We start from the raw sequence: 18,970 nt of genomic DNA, 5'->3' as shown, positions 1-18,970 counted from the left end.
CCGATCCCTCCCTAAACACCCGGAGTTCCGTGATGCGAACCTTCGCAGCGCTTGCGCTCGCCTGCGCGCTGGGCGTTTCGCCCGCCCGCGCCGAGCGCCCGTACACCGTCGAGGACCTGCTGTCGCTCGAAGACCTTGGCCGCGCCGCCTTCTCGCCCGACGGGCGATGGCTGGTTCTCGAGCGACAGGGGCCCTTCAAGGACGCTCCCAACTTCGATCACGAGTGGCTTCACAGCCAGACGATCAGCCGGTTGCTGGTGATAGACGTGACGTCGGGCGGACCCCCGCGCGACCTCCTGCCCACCGATCCCCGGGCCGGCGACACGTTCGGCGCGTTCTCGCCCGATGGCGCGCGGGTGCTGGTGTTTCGCCTCAAGGATCATCGCCGCGAAATGGGTGTCGTCACCCTGGCCACCGGGGAAACCCGGTGGTCGGGCTTGACCGTGGAGGCCGAGGCCTGGACCGCCTTCGCGCGGTGGCGAAACGACCGCGAGGTCATCGTGGTCGACAAGCCGCCGGAAATCGCCTCGCCGCTGCTGGGCGCCGGATGGCAGACCCAGGCGCGAATGACGGCGGCCTGGGCCGACCAGAGCCGTGGCCTCTATTCCGGCGTCGTGATCGGCAGCGGTCGCTACCGGGACCTGACGCCCGCCCCGCCGCCGCTCTCGCTGGTCGCCTACGACGCCACCACCGGCGCGGCAAGGCCGTTGGCGAAGGGGGCCTACGTCGACATGCTGCTCTCTCCCGGCGGCGCCTACGCGGCGATGATCGAGGAAGACGGCCTCGTCCAGCCCGACGCCAGCGTCCCCAAGGCGCTGGGCGGCGAACTGGCGCGCTGGCGGCGGCTCAGCCTGATCGATCTGGAAACGGGCCGGCGAACCGCGCCTTGCGCGCGGTGTGACCTGATGCGCAGGACCTGGGCCTGGTCACCGGATGGCAAGGCCCTGGTGGCGGCCGCGCGTGAGGGTGACCGCTACGGCAAGCCCTACGGCTATTGGCGGTTCTCCCTTGACGGCCGGGCCCTGCCCCTGGCCCCGGACCTGGCCGTCGACGTCGGCTGGCGCGAGGTCATGGTTCAGCCTCAGGGTCAGGCGGCGTGGATTGGCGGCCAGCCCGCAGTCCTGGCGAGACGGGCCGGCGACGCTCGCGCCGACTGGTGGAGCCTCGGGCCAAAGCCGCGCAACCTCACAGCCAAGCTGGGCAAGCCGCTTGGCCTGGCCTTGGCCTCCGATGGCAAGACGGCCCTGATCCGCACCGCCGACGGGGTGTTTCGGCTCGACGGACGGACCGCGCCGGTTCGTGTCGCCGACGTGGGCGCCCAACTCACCCCCGGCCAGCTGCAGCCCGGCGAACGCCCGTCGGTGCTGCTCGACCAAGCCGGCGCCCGGACGCGGTGGCTGAGCCCCGGCGGGACCGGAGACCGCGCCGCCGCCACCGATCCAGCGCTTCGAGTCCTGGCCTTTTCGGCCCGATCGGGCGCCGTGCTGGCCGCGTCCCAGGATCCGCACGGCGTCACCCGCGTCACACTGCTTCGCCGTGACGCTGCGCCGGTCGCGGTGACCACGATCAACCAGCCGCTGGCGGAGGTCCAATTCGCCGAGGCGATCGGCGTCCAGCACAAGGGCATACACGGCGAGCCCCTGACCTCGTGGCTCTATTTGCCGGCGGGCCACAAGGCAACGGACGATCGTGGCCTGGTGATCATCCCCTACCCCGGCACGCGCTACGACGTCGCGCCGGCCGGCTACGCGCCCGGTTCGGCGAACCTCTTCACCAGCGTCCAGCTGCTCGTCGCCAAAGGCTACGCGGTGCTGGCGCCCAGTTTGCCGCTGGCGCAGGACGAACCACCCGCGCCGCGGCTGGCCGAGGCCATCTTGCTGGCCGTCGACGCCGCGCGCCACCAGCAAGCGGGTCTCTCGGCGACCAAGCTGGCCTTGTGGGGGCAAAGCTTTGGCGGGACAGGCACGCTGCTGGCGGGCGCTGAATCGCCGCGCTTCAAGGCGCTGATCGCCTCGGCCCCGATCACCGATCCGGGCTGGATCCACGACACGCTACGTCCCGGCGTCCTGGCGGCCCCGGAGGTCTATACGACGCTGGGCGGGTTTGCGGCCTACACGGAGTCCGGCCAGGGCCGACTGGGCGCCAAGCCCGAGGACGCGCCGGAGCTCTACCGGGCCAACAGTCCGCGATACCAGGCTGCAAAGATCACAGCTCCAGTGCTGATGTTCTTCGGCGACAACGATTTTGGCGTCATGCAGGCGCTGGGCATGATCTCGGCCTTGGCCCGCGGGGGCAAGGACGCCCAGTTGGTCGTCTATCGCGGCGAACAGCATGCGCCGATCAGCCCTGGAAACATCCGCGACACCTATCACCGCGCCTTCGCCTTCCTGGAGGAGGCGTTCGGCGGTCCCGAGGCGGTCACCGGCGCCCCCTCTGCGCCCTGACGGCGGGCCGCCGCGATCCTCTCCTCCCAGTGGCCGACCCAGGCCTCAAGGGTCGCGGCGGCCAGGATCTCCACCGTGGCGTCCTTCCAGACCATGGCGTCGACGCTCAGAGCCGCCTCAAGACGCTCGGCGTCGATCAGCCCCTCGGCCGCCAGTCGCCCATCGAGCAGGAATGGTCGGAGGAAATCGAGGCTGGCCGCGAGGCTTCGACCCAGGAACACGCTGATGTCCCCCTTGGAGCGCCGTTCGAGGATCGACGGGGGCAAACGATCGGCGAAGGCGGTGCGGGCGTAACTGCGTTCGGTCTCGCCGGCGCTCAGCACCGTTGCGGGTATGCCAAGGCAGAGCTCGATCACCGGCTGGCTGAGCAAGGGGTGCGCCAGCCGGGCGCGTTCGGCGCGGCGCGTCGCCCCGTTCAGGGTCAGGCTCATCACCAGGCCGGCGATCTGGGCCTGCTTGCCCGCCGCCGCGCCCGCGCCGTCTTCGATCCACGGGTGCTTGGCATTGGCCGCGCCACGTCGGACGATCCCGGATGACGATATCTGAGCCTCCGGCGCGAACCGGCCGGGCTTGCGGCGCAGCGCCTCCAGCGACAGGCTCCAAACCGATCGCCGGGTACGCCGGGCCACCTCGGCCAGCCGCCGCAGGCGCGACCCTTCACACGGCGCGCCCGCCAGGAGATCGGCGGCCAGGCTCGCCGCCCCGACCTGCAGGAAGACGACGTCGCCGCCATGGCCGGTGAACAGGACGTCCGCGCCCGCCGTCTCCAAGGCCTGGCTCAAGGCCAGGTCGTAGCCAGGATCCAGGGCGTTGAAGTTGGGACGCGCGGATGCGGCGCTGAGCGCGAAGGTCGATGCGTCCAGGGCGAAGGGGGTTCGCCGCACCATCTCCAGCGGAACGCCGGCCCGCTGCGCGGCGGCGAAGGCGTATGCGCGCTCGTCGGCCTCGGCCTGGTCGCGGAAGAAGTTGATCGCCTGGTCGGGCGCGCGGCCGACGGCGGCCAAGCTCGTGGCGACGATCGCCGAGTCCAGGCCGCCCGAAATCTCGCACAGGATCTTGCCGGCGTCGGCGGCGAGCCCCGCGACGACGCCGTCGACGCAGGCGCGCAGCTCCTCCCGGCTCGCCCAGGCGTGCCGGTCTCGCCGGTGCGCGAACCGGCCCGGCGACCAGAGCCGGTGCTCGATCCGCCCGGCTGTCCCCGACCGGCTTGAGCCTGGGTCCACCGACGCCACGCCGCGCAGCGGCAGCGCGCCGCCGCTGACGGCGGGATCGGCCAGCACGTCGCCGATCCGGTCCCAGTCCAAGGCCAAGTCGGGCGGCGCGGCCAGGCCGTCGGGGATGACCGACCCGACCGCTGTCACCCCATCGCGGCCCCAGACGAACGCCTCGACCGAACCGGTCGGATCGCGCAGGACGGTCGGCGGCGTCCGGCGATCGCGGGCGAGCACCGCCACGTAGCCGCCCCAGGTCCGCTCGATCAGCCAGGCGCAGGCGTCCGCGGGATCGTGCTCGACCAGGCCGGCCAGGTCGGCCGCGGCCAGCGGTCCAGCCGCTGGCGCGGCCCGGGAATGCACGCGTCCCACCAGGACGCCGCCGACGCCCTGCCCTCCGCCCAGCGCCAGCAGCGGCGGGGCCGTTCCCTGGACCAGGACCGCCAGGGCGAAAGCCTGGAGCGCGACGCGCCATCCACGCGCCTGCAGATCGGCGACCATGGCGTCGAATACTTGTCCCGGCTGGCCAGGCTCGTGCACGAGGACCAGGTACGCCATCTTTAGCGCACCATGATCGGGTGATAGGCCGCCACCCGCTCGGCCTCGTCGTCGAGCGCGACGTCACCGGCCTGCAGCCAGCAATGGGCCCGGAACGGCCAGGTCCGCACCCCGAACATCCAGTCGACCGAATGTCCGAGCATCTCCAGGTAGGTCCTGAGCAGGTGGCTTCGGTAGAGGCAGAGCCCGTCCAGCGGCAGCCACGGCGCCAGCCGTCGAAAGACCGCCAGGTCCCGCAGCAGGTCCGGACTTGGCGGCGGCGCCCCCGGCGTCCGGTCGGGCAGGAGCCGATCGAAAGCCCGGCGGCGTCCGCGGGCGGCGACGATCGCCGCCTTGCCGATGGCGCACCAGTGACGCCAGGCCGGCCGGGCCGCCGCCTGGTCATCACCGCTGATCAGGGCTCGGGCGGTGCGCACGGGCGTCGCCGTCGGCGTCACCCGGCGCGGCGCGATGGTGTCGGTCGTCGCCAGGCCCGAGGCGCACAGCCCGTCCGCCAGGGCTTGCTCGGCCGTCGACAGCAGCGCGCCGTCGATCATGAGGGCTGCGCCGATCTGGGGCAGGCAGAAATAGGCGTCCGCCTTGACGTCCAGAAAGACGGCGTCGCCGTCGATCATCACGCCGTGAATGTCCTCGCCAAGACGAAGCTGCATCGTGGACCTCTGGGAATTGGAGGATCGACAATGGGCCGCCGGACGCCCCGGCGGCGGCCCGACCGAGGGTCAGAGCGGGTCGTATCGGAAGATCATGTTGTCTTCGAGAAAGAGCGTGCCGCCGGCGGACTGGGTCAGAGCCGAGGCCCTGCCCACGCGGGTCAGAACGAAGGTGCGCGTCATCGACTGTCTCCATGAGGGGTCGCCGCGAGGATTGCGGCGCCTCAAGGAGGCCGGGCCGTTCAACTATATTCAAACCTATATTTGACCGCTCGGCCCCTTGGCGCTCAGAGGTCGAAACGGTGGATCGGACTGACGTCCTCTGGGTAGGTGACGCCCTTGCTCTGGATCAGGCGGCTGGCTTGGCCCAAGGGTATGAGACGATAGGTCGAGATCATCGAGTGTCTCCGTTTTCTGGGGGCGGTGCGCCCTTCGTCGGCAACGCGAGCGCTGGCCGCCAATGGCTGGCGGCCAGCGGCCGGCGCTACATCCAGCGCAGCGGCCCGAAATCCTCGGGCACGAGCATGCCGCCGCCGGCCTTGGTCAGCGTGACAGCCCGGCCCAGGCGGATCAGATGAAATCGCACGTGCATGGCGTGCTCCTGGGTTTGAAGTGAAAGTCCTCCGGCCGGTGGCGTTCGCCTGGCCGGAGCGAAAGGTGGCGCGGGACGGCGAGCGCGCCCCGCGCCGATCCCGATCAGCTGCCGCTGTAGCGCTGGGTCGGGTTGGCCTCCTCGGGCACCAGCGGAATCCCGCCGCCCTGGGTCAGGTGCTTGGCGTGTCCGAGACGGATCAGGCGGATGGTGGTGGTCATGGTCGCCTCCTTCTGGCGATGTTCACCGCGGGTTGCGGTGTCACCATCGGGCGCCTTTAGTTGAGTATATTCAACGCTATATTCGAGAGCGCCGCAGCAGCCCGTGAGCGAGGATGTCGGCGCTGCGCTCGATCCGCCGCTGGTAGTGTCGCCGCACGGCCCGGACGAACGAGGGTCCGCCTTCGCCGAGCGCGGAGGCCAGCCGCGCCCCCTCCTCCGCCGCATCCCCGCAGACAGCCGCCTCGTCGACCGCCAGCGGCGCCAGCTCGGTCTGGACCCGTGCGAAGGCGCGGCTGAAGGCCCGGTTGCCGCCCTGGTCGATAACGCCGGCCAGCACCGCGTTGGCGTCGTTCGCCCCGGCGGGGGCGACGCCGGCGGGCCGGCGCCGGAACGCGGCCAGGACCAGCAGCAGGGCCAACTCGTAGCTATGGGCGAGATCTTCGGCCTCGTGCGTGGCGCCGACATAGCCGCTGCGCGTGCGGCCGATCAGGCTTTCGCCGGCCAGCCAGGCCAGCGCCTCGCGCACGGGCGTCTGGCTGACGCCAAGGTCGGCGGCCAGCAGATTGATCAGGAGCGGCGCGCCCTGAAGCGGTCCAGCGGCCACCAGGCGCTGGCGAAGGGCGTCGATAGTGCGTTCGAACGGATCGCGATCTCGGCCCAACCGGCGCCCCCAGCAAAAGCTGCGAGCCTGTCGCCGCGCCGCCGCCCCGTCGAGCGTGGCTGAGCCGCGAAGATACAATTGGCCTCGAACGGCCGACTCACCCGCCTGGACCCGCAGGTTTTCCGGGGGACAATTCCGGATCGTTGCCGATGGTGTCCGCGATCGCTGCGTAAAAACCCGCAAGCCTCGGCCAATGGCAGCCGAAACGCTCGGACCTGCGCCCATTGTCACTGCGCTGCAGCGTCGTCAGGGCACGGAAGAACAATCGGCAATTGCACTCAACCGCTAGCAGAGGGCTAATACACATCTAGAGTTGTTAGCCGTGTGGAGTGAGGCATGTCTGGCCCGCCGTCGACACCGCTGGCCCGACAAGCCCGCCTTCTGAAGAAAATCCTGAAGGTGGTGCGCAAGGAGCGGCGGATGTCCCAGCAGGAGGTCGCCGACAGCATGCGCATGCCTTTGCGCACCTATCAGGATTTCGAGGCCGGCAGCGGCGCGTTGGACCTGCGCAAGTTGCGACTGTTCGCCCGGGCCACGCGATCCGACCCCGTGGCCCTGCAGTTGGCCTTGTTCTTCAAGCGCCCGGAGGTGGCGCTGTACACGATCGACAGCAAGCTGCCGATGACGTTCTGGATAGCCTTCTTCGAGCTGATGAACAAGGTCGGGGCGAGCCTGAACGTCGTGCCGCCCAGGCTCGTGTTGTCCGGCATGCGGCGGATGACCGAGGAGATCGACGAGTACCTGGTCCGCCATGCCGCGAGCGCCGAGACCTATCTCGAGAAGGCCTGGGCCGACATCTACAATGACGACGGCGATGAGGAGGACGATGTCGCCGCCGACAATGATGACGAAGGAGGCCCCGACGGGGCGGTGGGCTAGGCTGGCGCCGGCGCGGCGGCCGGTGGCGGATCGGCGCGCCGGAACCAGACCAGCGGCAGGACACCGTCCTCGGCGGCCATGATCCGCCCGCTGATCGGCTCGGGCCAGCTGGGGTCGTCGAGCTTGAGGCTCAGCACCGCGCCGCTGGCGTCGCTGACCCGCCAGGCCGCGCCGCATTCGAGCGCGACGCCGCCCGGGCGCGACGAGGTGGCGATGTAGTCCGGCGCCTTGGCCGAGAACTTCTCGGCCGGCGTCAAGCTGACGGTGACGTCGAGGGCCAGCGTGTCGATACGTCCGCTGAAGCCGTCGCCGTCACGGCGGAAATGTCCGATCGTGGTCATGGAAGCATCCTTCGAGGCTGTGGTCGCGCCCGCCCGGTTGATCGGTGCGAAGGCCCGTCCGGCGGCGGCTCGAGGACCAGCTGGGGGGAGTTGAGCTGGTCGGTCGAGCCGCCGCCTCGCCGTGCTCCGGGGGGACGAGAGCGCGGCGACGGCGCGGGTGCGATGGGGACGCCTGGGCGGGCGGTTGGAAGCGTCCTCGCGAACCCCGCAGGACCGTTCTGAGCCGCCCGCGCCGGGCTCTCAAGGCGTCCAGCCGGCCGGTCGTACAAAGACAGGCCCTGGCGTAGAAACGGCGGGTCCGCGCTCGCGTGCGGCCGCCGACCAAACCCCCAAAGGCCGCGCGCGCCGCGCCCGCCCCGCCGGATCGGCGGGGCGGGCTGGCCGCTATCAGTCTTCCTTGGGGCCGGTGCTGCGCGACCAGACCAGGGTGTGGACGCCGTCCATCACCACCAGGGCGCAGTTGATCGCGTTGCCGAAGGACGGATCGTCCAGCCGGACCGACAGGTAGTCGTTCTTGTCCTTGCTGGTCTTTTTCCAGGCCGCACCCAGGTCGGCGTTGCCGGCCGTGACCCGGAAATCCGGCGCCTTGTCGCTGGACTTCTCGGCGACGGGGCGGAACTGGACCTTCTTGAGATTGATGGCCAGCGTGTAGATGGCGCCGGTGAACGAGCCGTCAGCGTTGGCGGCGAAGGTGCCGATGGTAGCCATGGTGGTCTCTCCGATCTGAACCGGGCCGCGCCGATCGCGGCCTCGATGGCGATCGCTGGACCGGGGCTTAAAGTCCGCCCCGCAGAGCGCGCCCAGCCGCCGTCCAGAGGAATGGGGGCGCGCTCCCGGAGCCTTGCGGAGGACCGAAGGCGTGGTTTTTCTTGCCTCGCGAGGAATGGGCCCGGCGCGCGAGCAGCCAGCCCAGGGGAAGAAAGATCAAGGCCAAGGTTGCGGGGACGGACCGGTCCCCGGTCAGATCAGGCCAGAAGAGGACGCGGTCGACGCGCCCGGCTCAGATCACCCGGAGAGACCGCCTGGCTATCGGAGGCGCCTTCGCCGCCAGGCTGGCGGCTGGTTCACGGGCAGCCATCCACGCTGTGGCCGTCGATCGCATGAAGTTCCAGTTCCGTCCTGTCGTCGGGAGGCCAGTGACCCGGCGTCGAATTTCTGGGTTATGGCCGCGACGGCGACCGGAGCGCTGCCTGGAAGAAGACCAGCAAGGGCAAGAACGACTACCTGTCGGTCCGGCTGGACGGTCGGCCCTTCGGCGTGGCGATCCCCAGCGCCCTGGTCGTGATGGATGGCGCCCACACCGTGGTCTGGTCGCGCGGCGCCGGCCCCAAGGAAGACTGACAGCAGCCAGCCACCCCACCGATCCGGCGGTGCGGGCGCGGCGCGCGACTGTCCTAGCCATGACCGTCAACGTGGCCGCACGAGCGAAGCGGTCTATAGGGCGGCCATGACCGCCCTTGCCTTCCTCGCCGGCGCCGTGATCGCCTGCACCGCGCCGACCGTCCATGACGGCGACACCCTGCGCTGCGGCGCCGACCGGATCCGCCTGTTCGGCGTGGATGCGCCAGAGGTGCGGCGCGGCAAGACTCCGGCCGAACCGCTCGCCTATGAGGCCCGCGACCTGCTGATCAAACTGACGCGCGGACGCGTCGGATGCCGGGTGGTCGACGAGGATCGCTATGGCCGCAAGGTGGCGCGCTGCTGGTCGAGCGCCAGCCCCGATCTCAACGCCGCGATGATCCGCTCGGGCCTGACGACCGAATGGCGCGCCTACAGCAAGGGCGCCTACGCCGCCGCCCAGGACGAGGCCCGCACGGCCGCGCGCGGCTTTTGGGCGCCAGGGGCGGCCCCGCGTCGCCTGCGCTGACGGCCCTCAGCCCGGACCGTGCGCACCAGCACGCTCCTCGGCCAGAAACCTTTCGAGCGAGTCCAGCGCCTCCTGCTCGGCGGCGCGCAACCGGGCCAAGACGTCCGGATCGGGCAAGGGCCGGAATGTCTCCAGCGCCTTTTGACCGCATCGCGGGCCTGCAGCCATCGGTCACGCAGCGGCCGCCATTGACGATCCCAGTAAACGAACGGGCGTGCATCCGGCGAGGCGACTTTGGTCAGGAAGGTGCTGAGGACCCTGATCTCGCCGCGCGCGGGGTCGTCGCAGGCGACGGTGACTTTCCAGGCGTTCGGCGGCGGGGAGCCTGGACCGCGCGGCGCGCCGACGGACGGCGGGCCATCGATGGCGACCACGGTCCCCAGTCCGAACTTGCGATGATCGACACGGTCGCCCTCGGCGAGCGGGCACGGCGGCTGGGTCATGGCTCCTCCCTCGATGGCAGGATTTCATGAGCGCTCGCGCCAGGCCAGAGCTTAAGGGTTTCAGGTCGTCAGCGGGTATGGGAAAGCGGCCGATCCCAAAGGATCGGCCGCGCCGCCATGGGTGACGGGCGGCCCCAAGGCCGCCCGTCCAGTCTAAGCCACCAGGGTGGCCAAGGCCTCGACTTCGGCCGCTTCGGCCTCGGTCTGCGCCAGTTCCTCCTGACCGACGCCATCCAGCGAGGCCAAGGGCTCGGCCTCGTCGGTCAGGGCGTCAGCCGCCCCGAACGCTTCGGCCGGGACTGCGGCGGGAGGCTCCGCCTCGACCCCAGCCGCATCGGCAGGCCGGTCCTCGTCGTCCGACCCAGCCGCCGCCCCCGGCCCGGCCGGGTCTGGGTCGCTCCCCGGCAGGGCCTTCGGCGCGACCGTGCGCAGCACCGCCGGAAGCCAGCCCGCCTCGACCAGCAGCGGCTCGGCGGCGGCGACCATTTCGGGCTTCTTGAGACCCGACAGCCGCCCGGCCGCCTCGGCCGACACCCCGTCAGTGACCGCCGCGACGATCTGGGCCTTGGTGACGCGGTCCAGATAGCGCGCCGCCGTGGGCCTCCAGTAGGCGCGCATGTCGAGATCGAGGGCCGTGGCCAGGGTCTCGACATGGGCCATGACGGTCAGCGGACGCCGCTCCCAGGACTTCACGCCGTCGAGCGTCAGGCTCACGCAGTGGGCCAGGAGGCTGGCGCGGCTGTCGCCGTCCAGGCCGACGACGAAGTCCCAGAAGTCCTCGGCCTGCGTCGGCATCTGGCGCGCCCAGAGGCGATGGCGCTCGGCGATGGCCAGACCGGCGGGGCTGTCTTCGACGCCTTCCCCGAACTGGCCAAGGTCGCGCGAGCCCCAGCGGATGTCGAGGCAGGTCGCCGCGCCGCCCATCCCGAACACCCGGCTCACCAGGGCGTGGACCAGGGCCACCTGGGCAAGGTCCGGGTCCTGGGCCAGGGCGTCGCGCAGGGCGGCGCTGCGATGCGCCGTGAGGTCGGCGACCACCCGCTCGGGCAGCGGCGCGGCCGGGTCACCGGCCGGTTCGTTGACGCTCTCCTCGTCTTCGGCCTCGGCCGCCGCGTCGTCCGCGTCGTCCGCGTCGGATCGCTCCTCCTCCTCGCCGAGGCCGTCATAGTCACGCTCCTCGGCGTCGCCGTCGTCCTCCGGCTCGGCTTCGGGCGCGAGCTCGTCCTCGGGACGCACGAAGCCCCGGTCGATCCGGACTTCGCCATACTGGGTGAGGATGACGAGCACCCCGGCGCGGGCCTTCTCCTCGGCCGTGTGGCCGTAATCGTCGCCCAGGGCTTCAAGTTCGGCCTCGATGGCCCCCAGGCGCGCGGCGACCTCAGGCGACGGCGGTTCGACGTCCGCCCACTGGTCGGTCAAGGCCGCCGCCTCGGCCTGGAGGGCGCCGATGGCCGCGACGTCCTCGGGCGTGCGGGTCAGCACATGCTCGAAGATGCGCCCGCAGCCGTGGCCGTGCGGAAAGTCGAGATGGGCCGAAGCCCACTTCCAGCCTTCGCGGTCTCGGACCTCCAGGGCGATGGCGGCCAGCTTCTCGGCCACGAGCCGGTCCAGCAGGACCACATCCTCGGCCCAGCCGTCGTTTCCCTCGGTGAAGAGGTCACGAAGCACCGGACCGCCCGCCGCCACATAGGCGTCCAGGCCCACGAACCGCAGGCGCCGGTCGTCGGCCGCGACCTTGGTCTCGGTCATCGCCCGGCGAATGGCGTAGGGCAGGCGGTTCTGGGCGGGCAGCTGGGCGTAGACCTGCATCTGCCGCTCCGGATCGGGATTGACGGCGAAGGCCGTCACCTGATCCAGAGTCAGGACTTCCTCGCGATAGAGATCGAGCAGCGCCGGGGCCACCGCCCCCAGGCGTAGCCGCTTGCGCACGATGTCGGGATTGATCCCGAAGCGCGCGCCGATCTCCTCGGCGCTGTAGCCCTTGCGCTCGGCGAGGTCATTGAAGGCTTCGTACTGGTCGGCCGGGTGCATGGGCTCTCGGCTCAGGTTCTCGTCCATCGAGACTTCGGCCGGGTCGTTGGTCGTATCGACCACGCACCGAACCGGCGCGCCCTTGGCCAGCGCCTTGCGCTTGGCGAGCAGGCGCAAGGCTTGGCGGCGCCCCTCGCCCGCGCTGACGAGATAGTAGCCGGTCTCGCGCCCATCCTTGAACTCGGGTTCGACGACGAGCGGCTGAAGCACGCCCTTGTGGCTGATCGAGGCCGCGCGGGACTCGATCACCTCGGCGCTATGGCCGACGCGGCGGACGTTCTTGGGCGAGGCCTTGAGGCGGTTGAGGGGGATGTCGCGGACTTCGCCGTACTGGACGACGAGGCCCGCCGGGGTCTGGGCCGCTTGCGGGGCCGGGGTTTGCTGGGTGGTCATGTCTGCCTCCTTGGGGGCTGGGGTTCAGGCGCAAGGCGCGCCTGAAACCGGCGCCCGTCGGCGAGACCGGGGGTGCAAGCGGAGGGGCGGCTTCGCGGGGACCCGGCTGCAGGGCGTCCTTGACGGCGTCCCGCTCTTCACGCGTCGCCCGAAGCTGGGCGGAAGCCGATCCAAAGCGCGCCGGGGGCGGAGCCCCAAGCCACCCGGCCGCGCAAGCGGCCGGCGACAAGGACAAGGCGTGTTTTCTGCGAGCCGCGCGTTTCGGGCAGGCACCTACCGCGACATGACCTCGCCGCCCGCCAATCGGATCGGGCCTTCGCAGAGATGGACCCTCGTAGGGACGGTCCCGCCCTAGGCGCCGCAACAGGGCCAGGCTCCCGTTGCATGGGATGGCCGGCCGTCAGGCTCGGCCTTCGCAGAGATGGTCCCTCGCTCCGACAGCGCTACAGCGTCGGCACGCCGCCAGGCGATGGGCGTGCTATAGACGCGGCCATGGCCCGGAAGACCAAGACCTCGGACGACGACTGGCGCGCGGCCTTCACCCTGGCCCTGGTGGAAACCGCCGTGCGCAATTCCCGGCTCGAGGAACTGCACACGGGGATCTCGCCCGAGAGCGCCACGGGCGATTACAGCGACGTGAAGGTGGTGACGCCCTACGGCGACATCCCCTGGGCGCGCCTTTCGAGACTGGACGACGAGGAGATGAAGGCGCTGATGATCGAAGTGGTCGATCGCGTCTACACCGTGCTCACCCATCCAGAACCCTTCATGATGCTGATGGGCGCTCAGTCCTGGAACCGGCCAGCCCTTGACCCGGCCATGATGGACGCCGTCGCGCGCCACCGGGCCAAGGCGCGAGGCGTCTCGCGCGAGGACATTTGGCGCACCTGGCCGCTCGACGAGACCAAGCTGCGCCCGCCCCTCCGTCGCGAAGCGTTGGCCGTCTCCGATCGGGGTGAGAGCGACGCCGAGGCCGCCGCTGAAGACGAAGCGCTACACCTGTCGACTGCGGAGGGTGAGATCTCGCCTGAGACCCTGCGCCGGCTGGCCGAGAACCCCGTGACCGACGCGGCCTGGATCGCCAAGGTTCGGGAGGCCCTACGCACGGGCGCCGACGGGTGGGAGCGCGCTAACCTGGCTGTGCTCGATGAAATCGAGGCGGCGACCTACGGCCACGACGAAAGGTGACAGGCTCGCCGAGGCGAAGCAGGCTCGGGTTTTCGATTCCCACACCAGGAGCCGCCATGAACGTTTCCGATCTCGTCGACGCCGCCATCGCCGCCGAACCCAAGCTGACCAAGACCCAGGCCAAGGCCATCATCGACGGCGTCTTCAAGTCGCTGACCGAAGCGGCCGTGAAGGGCGAGGAAGTCTCGATCCCAGGCTTTGGCAAGTTCAAGGTCCAGGCCAAGCCCGCCCGCACCGGCCGCAATCCCTCGACCGGGGCCACCATCGAGATCGCCGCCAGCAAAAAGGTCGCCTTCACGCCGGCCAAGCAGCTGAAGGACGCCGTCAACGGATGACGCGCAAGGCGGCGCCGGGTTGGGCTTCGCGACATTGCCCCCGGCGCCATTCAGCGTTCGAACAAGGCGCAGGCGACCTCCGGTCGATCAGGGTCACGCTGAGGTTCGTGTCGCCTGCATACCCATCAAGGCGCTCGCTCATGACATAGCCGGTCGCGTGGGAGCAGCTTTCACCCGAACGTCTTGAAGGCGCCAAGCGCGAGCCCCGAGAGACCGGCCAGGGCGACGAGCCTGAAAATCAGCAGCGCCACGGTCTCGAACGTCCCGGTCGTCAGCGAGGCGCCGAACGACCGATACACCTGAAGGCCGGCGGGATTGCGCCGGTAAAAGCGCCGGCGTTCGATCCACAGGATGCCCGCGATGCCTATGGCGAGCAGCACCAAGCCCGCGATCCACTCGACCATGATGAAATCCACCGATTGAGCGCCAGCGATGTCGAATCCTACTCGCCCGGCGCGCGAGTACAAGCCCGCCGGTGACCCGTCGGAGCAAAAGGCGGCCGATCCCAAAGGATCGGCCGCGCCGGGCCCGCCGTGGTCAAGGTTCGTAAGCCGCCCGCCGCGCCCACCGGGCGCGGCGGCGCTTGTCGTCAGTATTCCTCGGCCAACATCAGGGTCAGCACCCGCTTGGTCACGGCCGGGTCGGCCGGATCGGGCGAGGCCATGCACAGGTCCAGGTCGTAGTAGTCGATCTTCCAAAACAGGCGCTGGCCGCCCAGCTCGAACGCGCCAAAGTCACGCTCGCCGTGGGGGTTGTTGTCGTCGGTGAAGGCGTCGAAGTCCTTCACGGCGGCCACCAGGTGGCCCACGGCCGCCGCGCCCAGCGCCTGGACGCCGGCCGTTAGCATCCAGCCCGCGCCGGGCTCGGCCCGGCAGGCGTCATTCAAGGCCGCGATCGCGGCGACATGCTCTTGCTCGGTCATCGAAGTCTCTCCTCAGGGGTTCGGGGTCAGGCGCAAAGGCGCGCCTGACCCCGGCGCCCGTCGGCGAGACCGGGTGTGCAAGCGGAGGGGCGGCTTCGCGGGGACCCGGCTGCAGGCCGCGCCAGCGGCCGAAGCTGGGCGGAAGCCGATCCGAAGCGCGCCGAGGGCGGAGCCCTAAGCCGCGCGGCCACCAGGCCGCCCACCAAGATGAAGCCTGCAAGGAGCCCGCGCACTGCGCGTGGCGGGAAGCGGCGTCGAGCCGCCGGCGGCAGGCCAAGGCCTGCCCGCAGGGTCGCGCCCGAGGGAGCGGCGAAAGCCGCGGGACCGAGCGTGACCGCCGGGGGCTCACCCGACGCCGAAGGCGCGCAGGCTCGCCGAAAGGCGAGCCGGAGCCAGGCGTTGGAACCGCCGAACGCCTGTCTTTGCACGCCAGGGTACGAACGAAGCGACATCGACTTTGCGGTCGTGGGCGATCAGCGCAAGCCTATCGCATGCCCAGGAAGCTTCCGACGCCTGACACGCCCCCTGATTTCTTCGACTACCTAAATATATTTCCGGAGCGACTACCCGCGCCCCCCTCCCCGCGTGTCCCCCTCAAGGTCACGGACGATTGGTCCGGTCAGGTCCCCATTGGCCAGGCCGAAATCCAGATCACCGAGGCCTATCTGGAGAAGGTGCTGGCCGAGCTGTTCGGACCCCTGCCCTGATCCGCAGGGACAATCGACCGATGGCCAAACGCAAGACGCCTCCTCCGCCCGCCCTGCCCAGCGCGGCGCTCTATCTTCGGGTCTCGACCGGACGGCAGGCCGAAAGCGACCTGTCCATTCCCGACCAGGGCCGCCAGCTGCGCGCCTATTGCGAGGCCAAGGGCTGGCCCATCGCCGAGGAGTTCATCGAGCCGGGGAACACGGCCACGGACGACAAGCGTCCGGCCTTCCAGAGGATGATCGATGCTGGCCTGACCAAGCCGCCGCCGTTCCACGTCATCCTGGTCCACTCGTTCTCGCGCTTCTTCCGCGACCAGTTCCTGTTTGAGTTCTACGCCCGCAAGCTGGCCAAGAACGGCGTGCGCATCGTGTCGATCACCCAGGAGGTCGGCGACGACCCGATGGGGGTGATGGTGCGGCAGATGATGAACCTCTTCGACGAGTACCAGTCGCGGGAGAACGCCAAGCACACCTTGCGGGCCATGAAGGAGAATGCCCGCCAGGGCTTCTGGAACGGCTCGCATCCCCCGCTGGGCTATCGCGTGGTGGCCGCCGAGCAGCGTGGCGATCGCGTGAAAAAGAGGCTGGAAGTCGATCCGATCGGGGCCGAGACCGTGCGCAAGATCTTCCGCCTGGCGCTCAACGGCGTCGACGGCAGCGGCCCGATGGGCGTCAAGGCGATCGCCACCTATCTCAACGACAACCACATCTACACGCGCGGCGGCGGACGCTGGGGCGTCGGCACGGTGCATCACACCCTGACGCGCACCAGCTACATCGGCGAGCACCGGTTCAACACGCGCCACTACAGAAGCCAGGAACAGAAGGAGGCTTCAGAGGCAGTGATCATGCCGGTTCCCGCTCTGATCGACCAAGAAACCTTCGACGCCGTGCAGCGCGCCATGTCGCGTCGCAATCCAAGGGCCATGCCACCAAGGTTCGTCACCAGCCCGATCTTGCTGGGCGGGATCTGCTTCTGCGGCCTATGTGGCAAGGCCATGACCCTGCGCACCGGCAAGGGCGGCGCCTATCGCTACTACACCTGCTGCACCAAGGCCCGTCAGGGAGCCGCCGGCTGCGACGGCATGGCGGTGCGCATGGACGTGCTCGACGCCACGGTTATCGATCACCTGGAGAATCGCCTGCTCAATCCCGAGCGTCTGGCGACGATGATGGACAACATCCTCGACCGACGCTCCGAGTGGATCGAGCGCCGCCACCGCCATGTCGCCGATCTCCGCAAGCGGGCGACCGAAGCCAACCAGCGCCTTCAAAGACTCTTCCAGTCCATCGAAAACGGCATCGCCGATCCCACCGACCGCACGCTGAAACAGCGGATCGCGGAACTCACCTCGATCCGCGACGCGGCCGAGGGAGACGCTGAACGGGCGGCGGCGGCCATCGACAAGATCACGCCCGCCCTGACGCCCGACCTGCTGCGCCGCTTCGCCGAAGCCACGCGCGAGATGTTCAGAAGCGCCGATGGCGCCTATCGCCGCGACTTGATCCGAGCCGTCGCGCAGAAAGTTGAACTGGTGTCCCCAATGGAGGTGCGCATCTGCGGATCGCGGGTGGAACTGCTGCGCACCATCGCGTCGAACAACGGCGTAGAATCGGCGGCTCTAGCGGTGCCGGGTTTTGTACGGGAATGGCGCGCCCTGCTGGATTCGAACCAGCGACCGCTCGCTTAGAAGGCGAGTGCTCTATCCAGCTGAGCTAAGGGCGCGCGCTGGCCGGCCTGGTCCGCGGCGGCCCTAGTGGGTCCAGGGCTGCTTGCGGTTGGCGGCGAAGTTGTCGGCATAGGCCTTGATGATCCGCTTGGGAGTCTTCGGCTCGAAGAGCTGGAAGGCGATCTCGTGGCGCTGGGCGTAGGCCACCGCCTCGTCGCGGGTCTCGAAGGTCAGGCGGATCTGGCCGTTCATGTCGCTGGACGTGGTCCAGCCCATCAGGGGATCGGGCTTGCGGGCCGAGGCCGGTTCGAACTCCAGCACCCAGTCCTTGGTCTTGGCCTTGCCGGACTGCATGGCGTTCTTGGCGGGGCGATAAATGCGGGCCAGCATGGACCTCTCCCAGAATACCTCACCGATGGTCGGAGCGGCAGGATTTGAACCTGCGACATCCTGGTCCCAAACCAGGCGCGCTACCAGACTGCGCTACGCTCCGAAACATCGGCAGGCGCGTGCTCTACAGGGGTTCGAAGCGCGGATCAACGATCCGGACGCCGCAATTCACCCCTTCGGGAAGATTCGATGCAGAACGCGGTCGCCGGGCAGGATGCCCAGCTGCGCCGCGCGACCGCCAGCCAGCTCCAGAACGCCCAGAACCAGCCCCCCGGACGCCAGCGGCGTCTCGTCATGCGGCCGGGCGTTGCGGGCGATCGACAGGATCTTGCCGTTCGGCGCGATGTAGATGATGTCGAGCGGAATCAGGGTGTTCTTCATCCAGTAGGCCACGCGCTGGGGCTTGGCGTAGGTGAAGAGCATCCCGTGGTCGGGCGCCAGGCTCTTGCGGAACATCAGCCCCCGCTCCTGCTGGGCGCGGGTGGCGGCGATCTCGACCTGGAAGCGTTGGCGACCGCGCAGGGTGACGATTTCCACCGTCTCCAGCTTACTCCCAGGCGCGGCCCAAGCGTTGGCGTCCGCGCTGACGCCCAGCATCAGCCCGGCGAGCAGCGCCCGCCTTCCGATCATCCGTTCCGCCACGCATCACCTCGGGAAAAGCCAATCTCGGTCGAGACTAGCCTTCCCCCCGAGATGGCGAAAGTCAGGCGTCGCCGGCGGTGATTTCCGCGACCACCAAGCCCTTGGGGCCCCGCGCGAACCGCACCAGGACGTCGTCGCCCGGCTGCAGGTCCTCGAGCCCGCCCCGACGGAGCGTCTCGATATGCACGAAGATGTCCCCGGGCTCGGCGTCGCGAATGACGAAGCCGTAGCCCTTGGTGCGGTTGAACCACTTGACCTTGGCGTGCTCGGCCGGCCCTTCGGGCTCCAGGGCGTGGCGCCCATGGCCTTCCCGCAGGGGATCGCGGCGCGGCGGTCCGTCGGCGAAGGTGCGCCTCTGCCGCTCGATCGGCGCGGCCGCGCAGCTTTCGTCGAGATTGACGACCTCGCTGACCTGCCAGCCCTTGGGCCTTCGCACCACGTCGCACACGATCACCGCCCCCTCCATGGCGGTTTCGCGGCCGCAGTTGCGCAGCGACGTCACATGCAGAAGCACGTCCTTAAGCCCGGTCTGGCCCGGATCATCCGGTACGATGAACCCGTAACCCTTGCCGGCGTCGAACCACTTCACCCTCCCGCTGATGCGCACGAACTCTTCGTGCGCCGCAGCGTCCTCAAAATCGAAACCAGACATCCCACCCCTCTGGCTCGCCCAATCAGCCCATCGGAGCGAGCACTACGAGAACAGTGTTCTCGCGTGAGGAGAGCCGTCAATGACGAAATCACGTCAAAACGGCGCACAAAGGCGTTCCGCGACATTTCGTCGCAGAAACAACACAGAAACAATTCTGAAATACAGCCGAAAGT

18 protein-coding genes and 2 tRNA genes are annotated in these 18,970 nt (G+C 69.5%); 7 read left to right on the top strand and 13 right to left on the bottom strand.

Features of this window, described 5'->3' with window-relative positions; translation table 11 throughout:
- Positions 1–32 precede the first annotated feature (32 nt).
- Complete coding sequence (locus tag AC1RNC_RS05490; protein ID WP_492884327.1) at positions 33–2,444, top strand: S9 family peptidase; 2,412 nt, start codon at positions 33–35, stop codon at positions 2,442–2,444.
- Here the strand turns inward: AC1RNC_RS05490 and AC1RNC_RS05485 are convergent.
- The 3 genes from AC1RNC_RS05485 to AC1RNC_RS05475 form a co-directional block, all read right to left on the bottom strand.
- Positions 2,369–4,213, bottom strand: coding sequence for an asparagine synthase-related protein (locus tag AC1RNC_RS05485; RefSeq protein WP_492884325.1), 1,845 nt, complete (start codon positions 4,211–4,213; stop codon positions 2,369–2,371). The genes AC1RNC_RS05490 and AC1RNC_RS05485 overlap by 76 nt on opposite strands.
- A gap of 2 nt (positions 4,214–4,215) precedes the next feature.
- A complete protein-coding gene (locus tag AC1RNC_RS05480; RefSeq protein ID WP_492884324.1) occupies positions 4,216–4,863 on the bottom strand; it encodes a lasso peptide biosynthesis B2 protein in 648 nt (215 codons plus the stop codon).
- An 889-nt stretch (positions 4,864–5,752) separates the two neighbouring features.
- On the bottom strand, positions 5,753–6,337 hold the full coding sequence (locus AC1RNC_RS05475; RefSeq protein ID WP_492884322.1) for a GntR family transcriptional regulator: 585 nt from the start codon (positions 6,335–6,337) through the stop codon (positions 5,753–5,755).
- 336 nt (positions 6,338–6,673) lie between these two features.
- Between AC1RNC_RS05475 and AC1RNC_RS05470 the strand changes: the two genes are divergently transcribed.
- A complete protein-coding gene (locus tag AC1RNC_RS05470; protein ID WP_492884320.1) occupies positions 6,674–7,216 on the top strand; it encodes a helix-turn-helix domain-containing protein in 543 nt (180 codons plus the stop codon).
- Here the strand turns inward: AC1RNC_RS05470 and AC1RNC_RS05465 are convergent.
- Complete coding sequence (locus tag AC1RNC_RS05465; RefSeq protein WP_492884318.1) at positions 7,213–7,557, bottom strand: DUF736 domain-containing protein; 345 nt, start codon at positions 7,555–7,557, stop codon at positions 7,213–7,215. The genes AC1RNC_RS05470 and AC1RNC_RS05465 overlap by 4 nt on opposite strands.
- A gap of 387 nt (positions 7,558–7,944) precedes the next feature.
- Positions 7,945–8,265, bottom strand: coding sequence for a DUF736 domain-containing protein (locus AC1RNC_RS05460; protein WP_492884316.1), 321 nt, complete (start codon positions 8,263–8,265; stop codon positions 7,945–7,947).
- A 447-nt stretch (positions 8,266–8,712) separates the two neighbouring features.
- On the opposite strand from AC1RNC_RS05460, the gene AC1RNC_RS05455 reads away from it, so the two are divergent.
- Positions 8,713–8,898: a DUF736 family protein gene (locus tag AC1RNC_RS05455; protein ID WP_492884408.1), complete on the top strand. Its 186-nt coding sequence runs from the start codon at positions 8,713–8,715 to the stop codon at positions 8,896–8,898.
- Positions 8,899–9,004: 106 nt separating this feature from the next.
- Positions 9,005–9,424 (top strand): thermonuclease family protein, encoded by a 420-nt coding sequence (locus AC1RNC_RS05450; protein WP_492884314.1) that lies wholly within the window; start codon positions 9,005–9,007, stop codon positions 9,422–9,424.
- Positions 9,425–10,020: 596 nt separating this feature from the next.
- Here AC1RNC_RS05450 and AC1RNC_RS05445 read toward each other — a convergent pair.
- Positions 10,021–12,291: a ParB/RepB/Spo0J family partition protein gene (locus AC1RNC_RS05445; protein WP_492884312.1), complete on the bottom strand. Its 2,271-nt coding sequence runs from the start codon at positions 12,289–12,291 to the stop codon at positions 10,021–10,023.
- Positions 12,292–12,783: 492 nt separating this feature from the next.
- On the opposite strand from AC1RNC_RS05445, the gene AC1RNC_RS05440 reads away from it, so the two are divergent.
- On the top strand, positions 12,784–13,479 hold the full coding sequence (locus tag AC1RNC_RS05440; protein ID WP_210408488.1) for a hypothetical protein: 696 nt from the start codon (positions 12,784–12,786) through the stop codon (positions 13,477–13,479).
- Positions 13,480–13,535: 56 nt separating this feature from the next.
- Positions 13,536–13,814, top strand: a complete 279-nt coding sequence (locus AC1RNC_RS05435; RefSeq protein ID WP_099503379.1) for an HU family DNA-binding protein — start codon at positions 13,536–13,538, stop codon at positions 13,812–13,814.
- A 170-nt stretch (positions 13,815–13,984) separates the two neighbouring features.
- On the opposite strand, the gene AC1RNC_RS05430 is transcribed toward AC1RNC_RS05435, so the two are convergent.
- Both AC1RNC_RS05430 and AC1RNC_RS05425 read right to left on the bottom strand, forming a co-directional pair.
- Entirely contained in the window at positions 13,985–14,218 is a 234-nt protein-coding gene (locus AC1RNC_RS05430; RefSeq protein ID WP_127846977.1) for a hypothetical protein, read from the bottom strand.
- Between the two features lie 185 nt (positions 14,219–14,403).
- A complete protein-coding gene (locus tag AC1RNC_RS05425; protein WP_492884309.1) occupies positions 14,404–14,736 on the bottom strand; it encodes a DUF3768 domain-containing protein in 333 nt (110 codons plus the stop codon).
- A gap of 727 nt (positions 14,737–15,463) precedes the next feature.
- On the opposite strand from AC1RNC_RS05425, the gene AC1RNC_RS05420 reads away from it, so the two are divergent.
- Positions 15,464–17,134: a recombinase family protein gene (locus tag AC1RNC_RS05420; RefSeq protein WP_492884406.1), complete on the top strand. Its 1,671-nt coding sequence runs from the start codon at positions 15,464–15,466 to the stop codon at positions 17,132–17,134.
- Here AC1RNC_RS05420 and AC1RNC_RS05415 read toward each other — a convergent pair.
- The 5 genes from AC1RNC_RS05415 to cspD all read right to left on the bottom strand — a co-directional run bounded on the left by AC1RNC_RS05415 (position 17,093) and on the right by cspD (position 18,797).
- Positions 17,093–17,169: transfer RNA gene (locus AC1RNC_RS05415), tRNA-Arg, on the bottom strand. The genes AC1RNC_RS05420 and AC1RNC_RS05415 overlap by 42 nt on opposite strands.
- Positions 17,170–17,197: 28 nt before the next feature.
- Positions 17,198–17,503: an ETC complex I subunit gene (locus AC1RNC_RS05410; RefSeq protein WP_125158123.1), complete on the bottom strand. Its 306-nt coding sequence runs from the start codon at positions 17,501–17,503 to the stop codon at positions 17,198–17,200.
- Positions 17,504–17,529: 26 nt separating this feature from the next.
- A tRNA-Pro gene (locus tag AC1RNC_RS05405) sits at positions 17,530–17,606 on the bottom strand.
- 65 nt (positions 17,607–17,671) lie between these two features.
- Positions 17,672–18,100, bottom strand: a complete 429-nt coding sequence (locus AC1RNC_RS05400) for a DUF192 domain-containing protein (protein ID WP_492884404.1) — start codon at positions 18,098–18,100, stop codon at positions 17,672–17,674.
- Positions 18,101–18,206: 106 nt separating this feature from the next.
- The gene (gene cspD / locus AC1RNC_RS05395) at positions 18,207–18,797 is read right to left on the bottom strand and encodes a stationary phase survival cold shock domain protein CspD (RefSeq protein WP_492840054.1); all 591 of its coding nucleotides are present in this window, start codon (positions 18,795–18,797) and stop codon (positions 18,207–18,209) included.
- Positions 18,798–18,970: the final 173 nt, after the last annotated feature.

It is taken from the genome of Caulobacter sp. GW822-FHT01G02 (genome assembly GCF_058802865.1).
The sequence above is the reverse complement of the archived record's forward strand: the minus strand, read 5'-3'. Positions and strand labels throughout refer to the sequence as shown.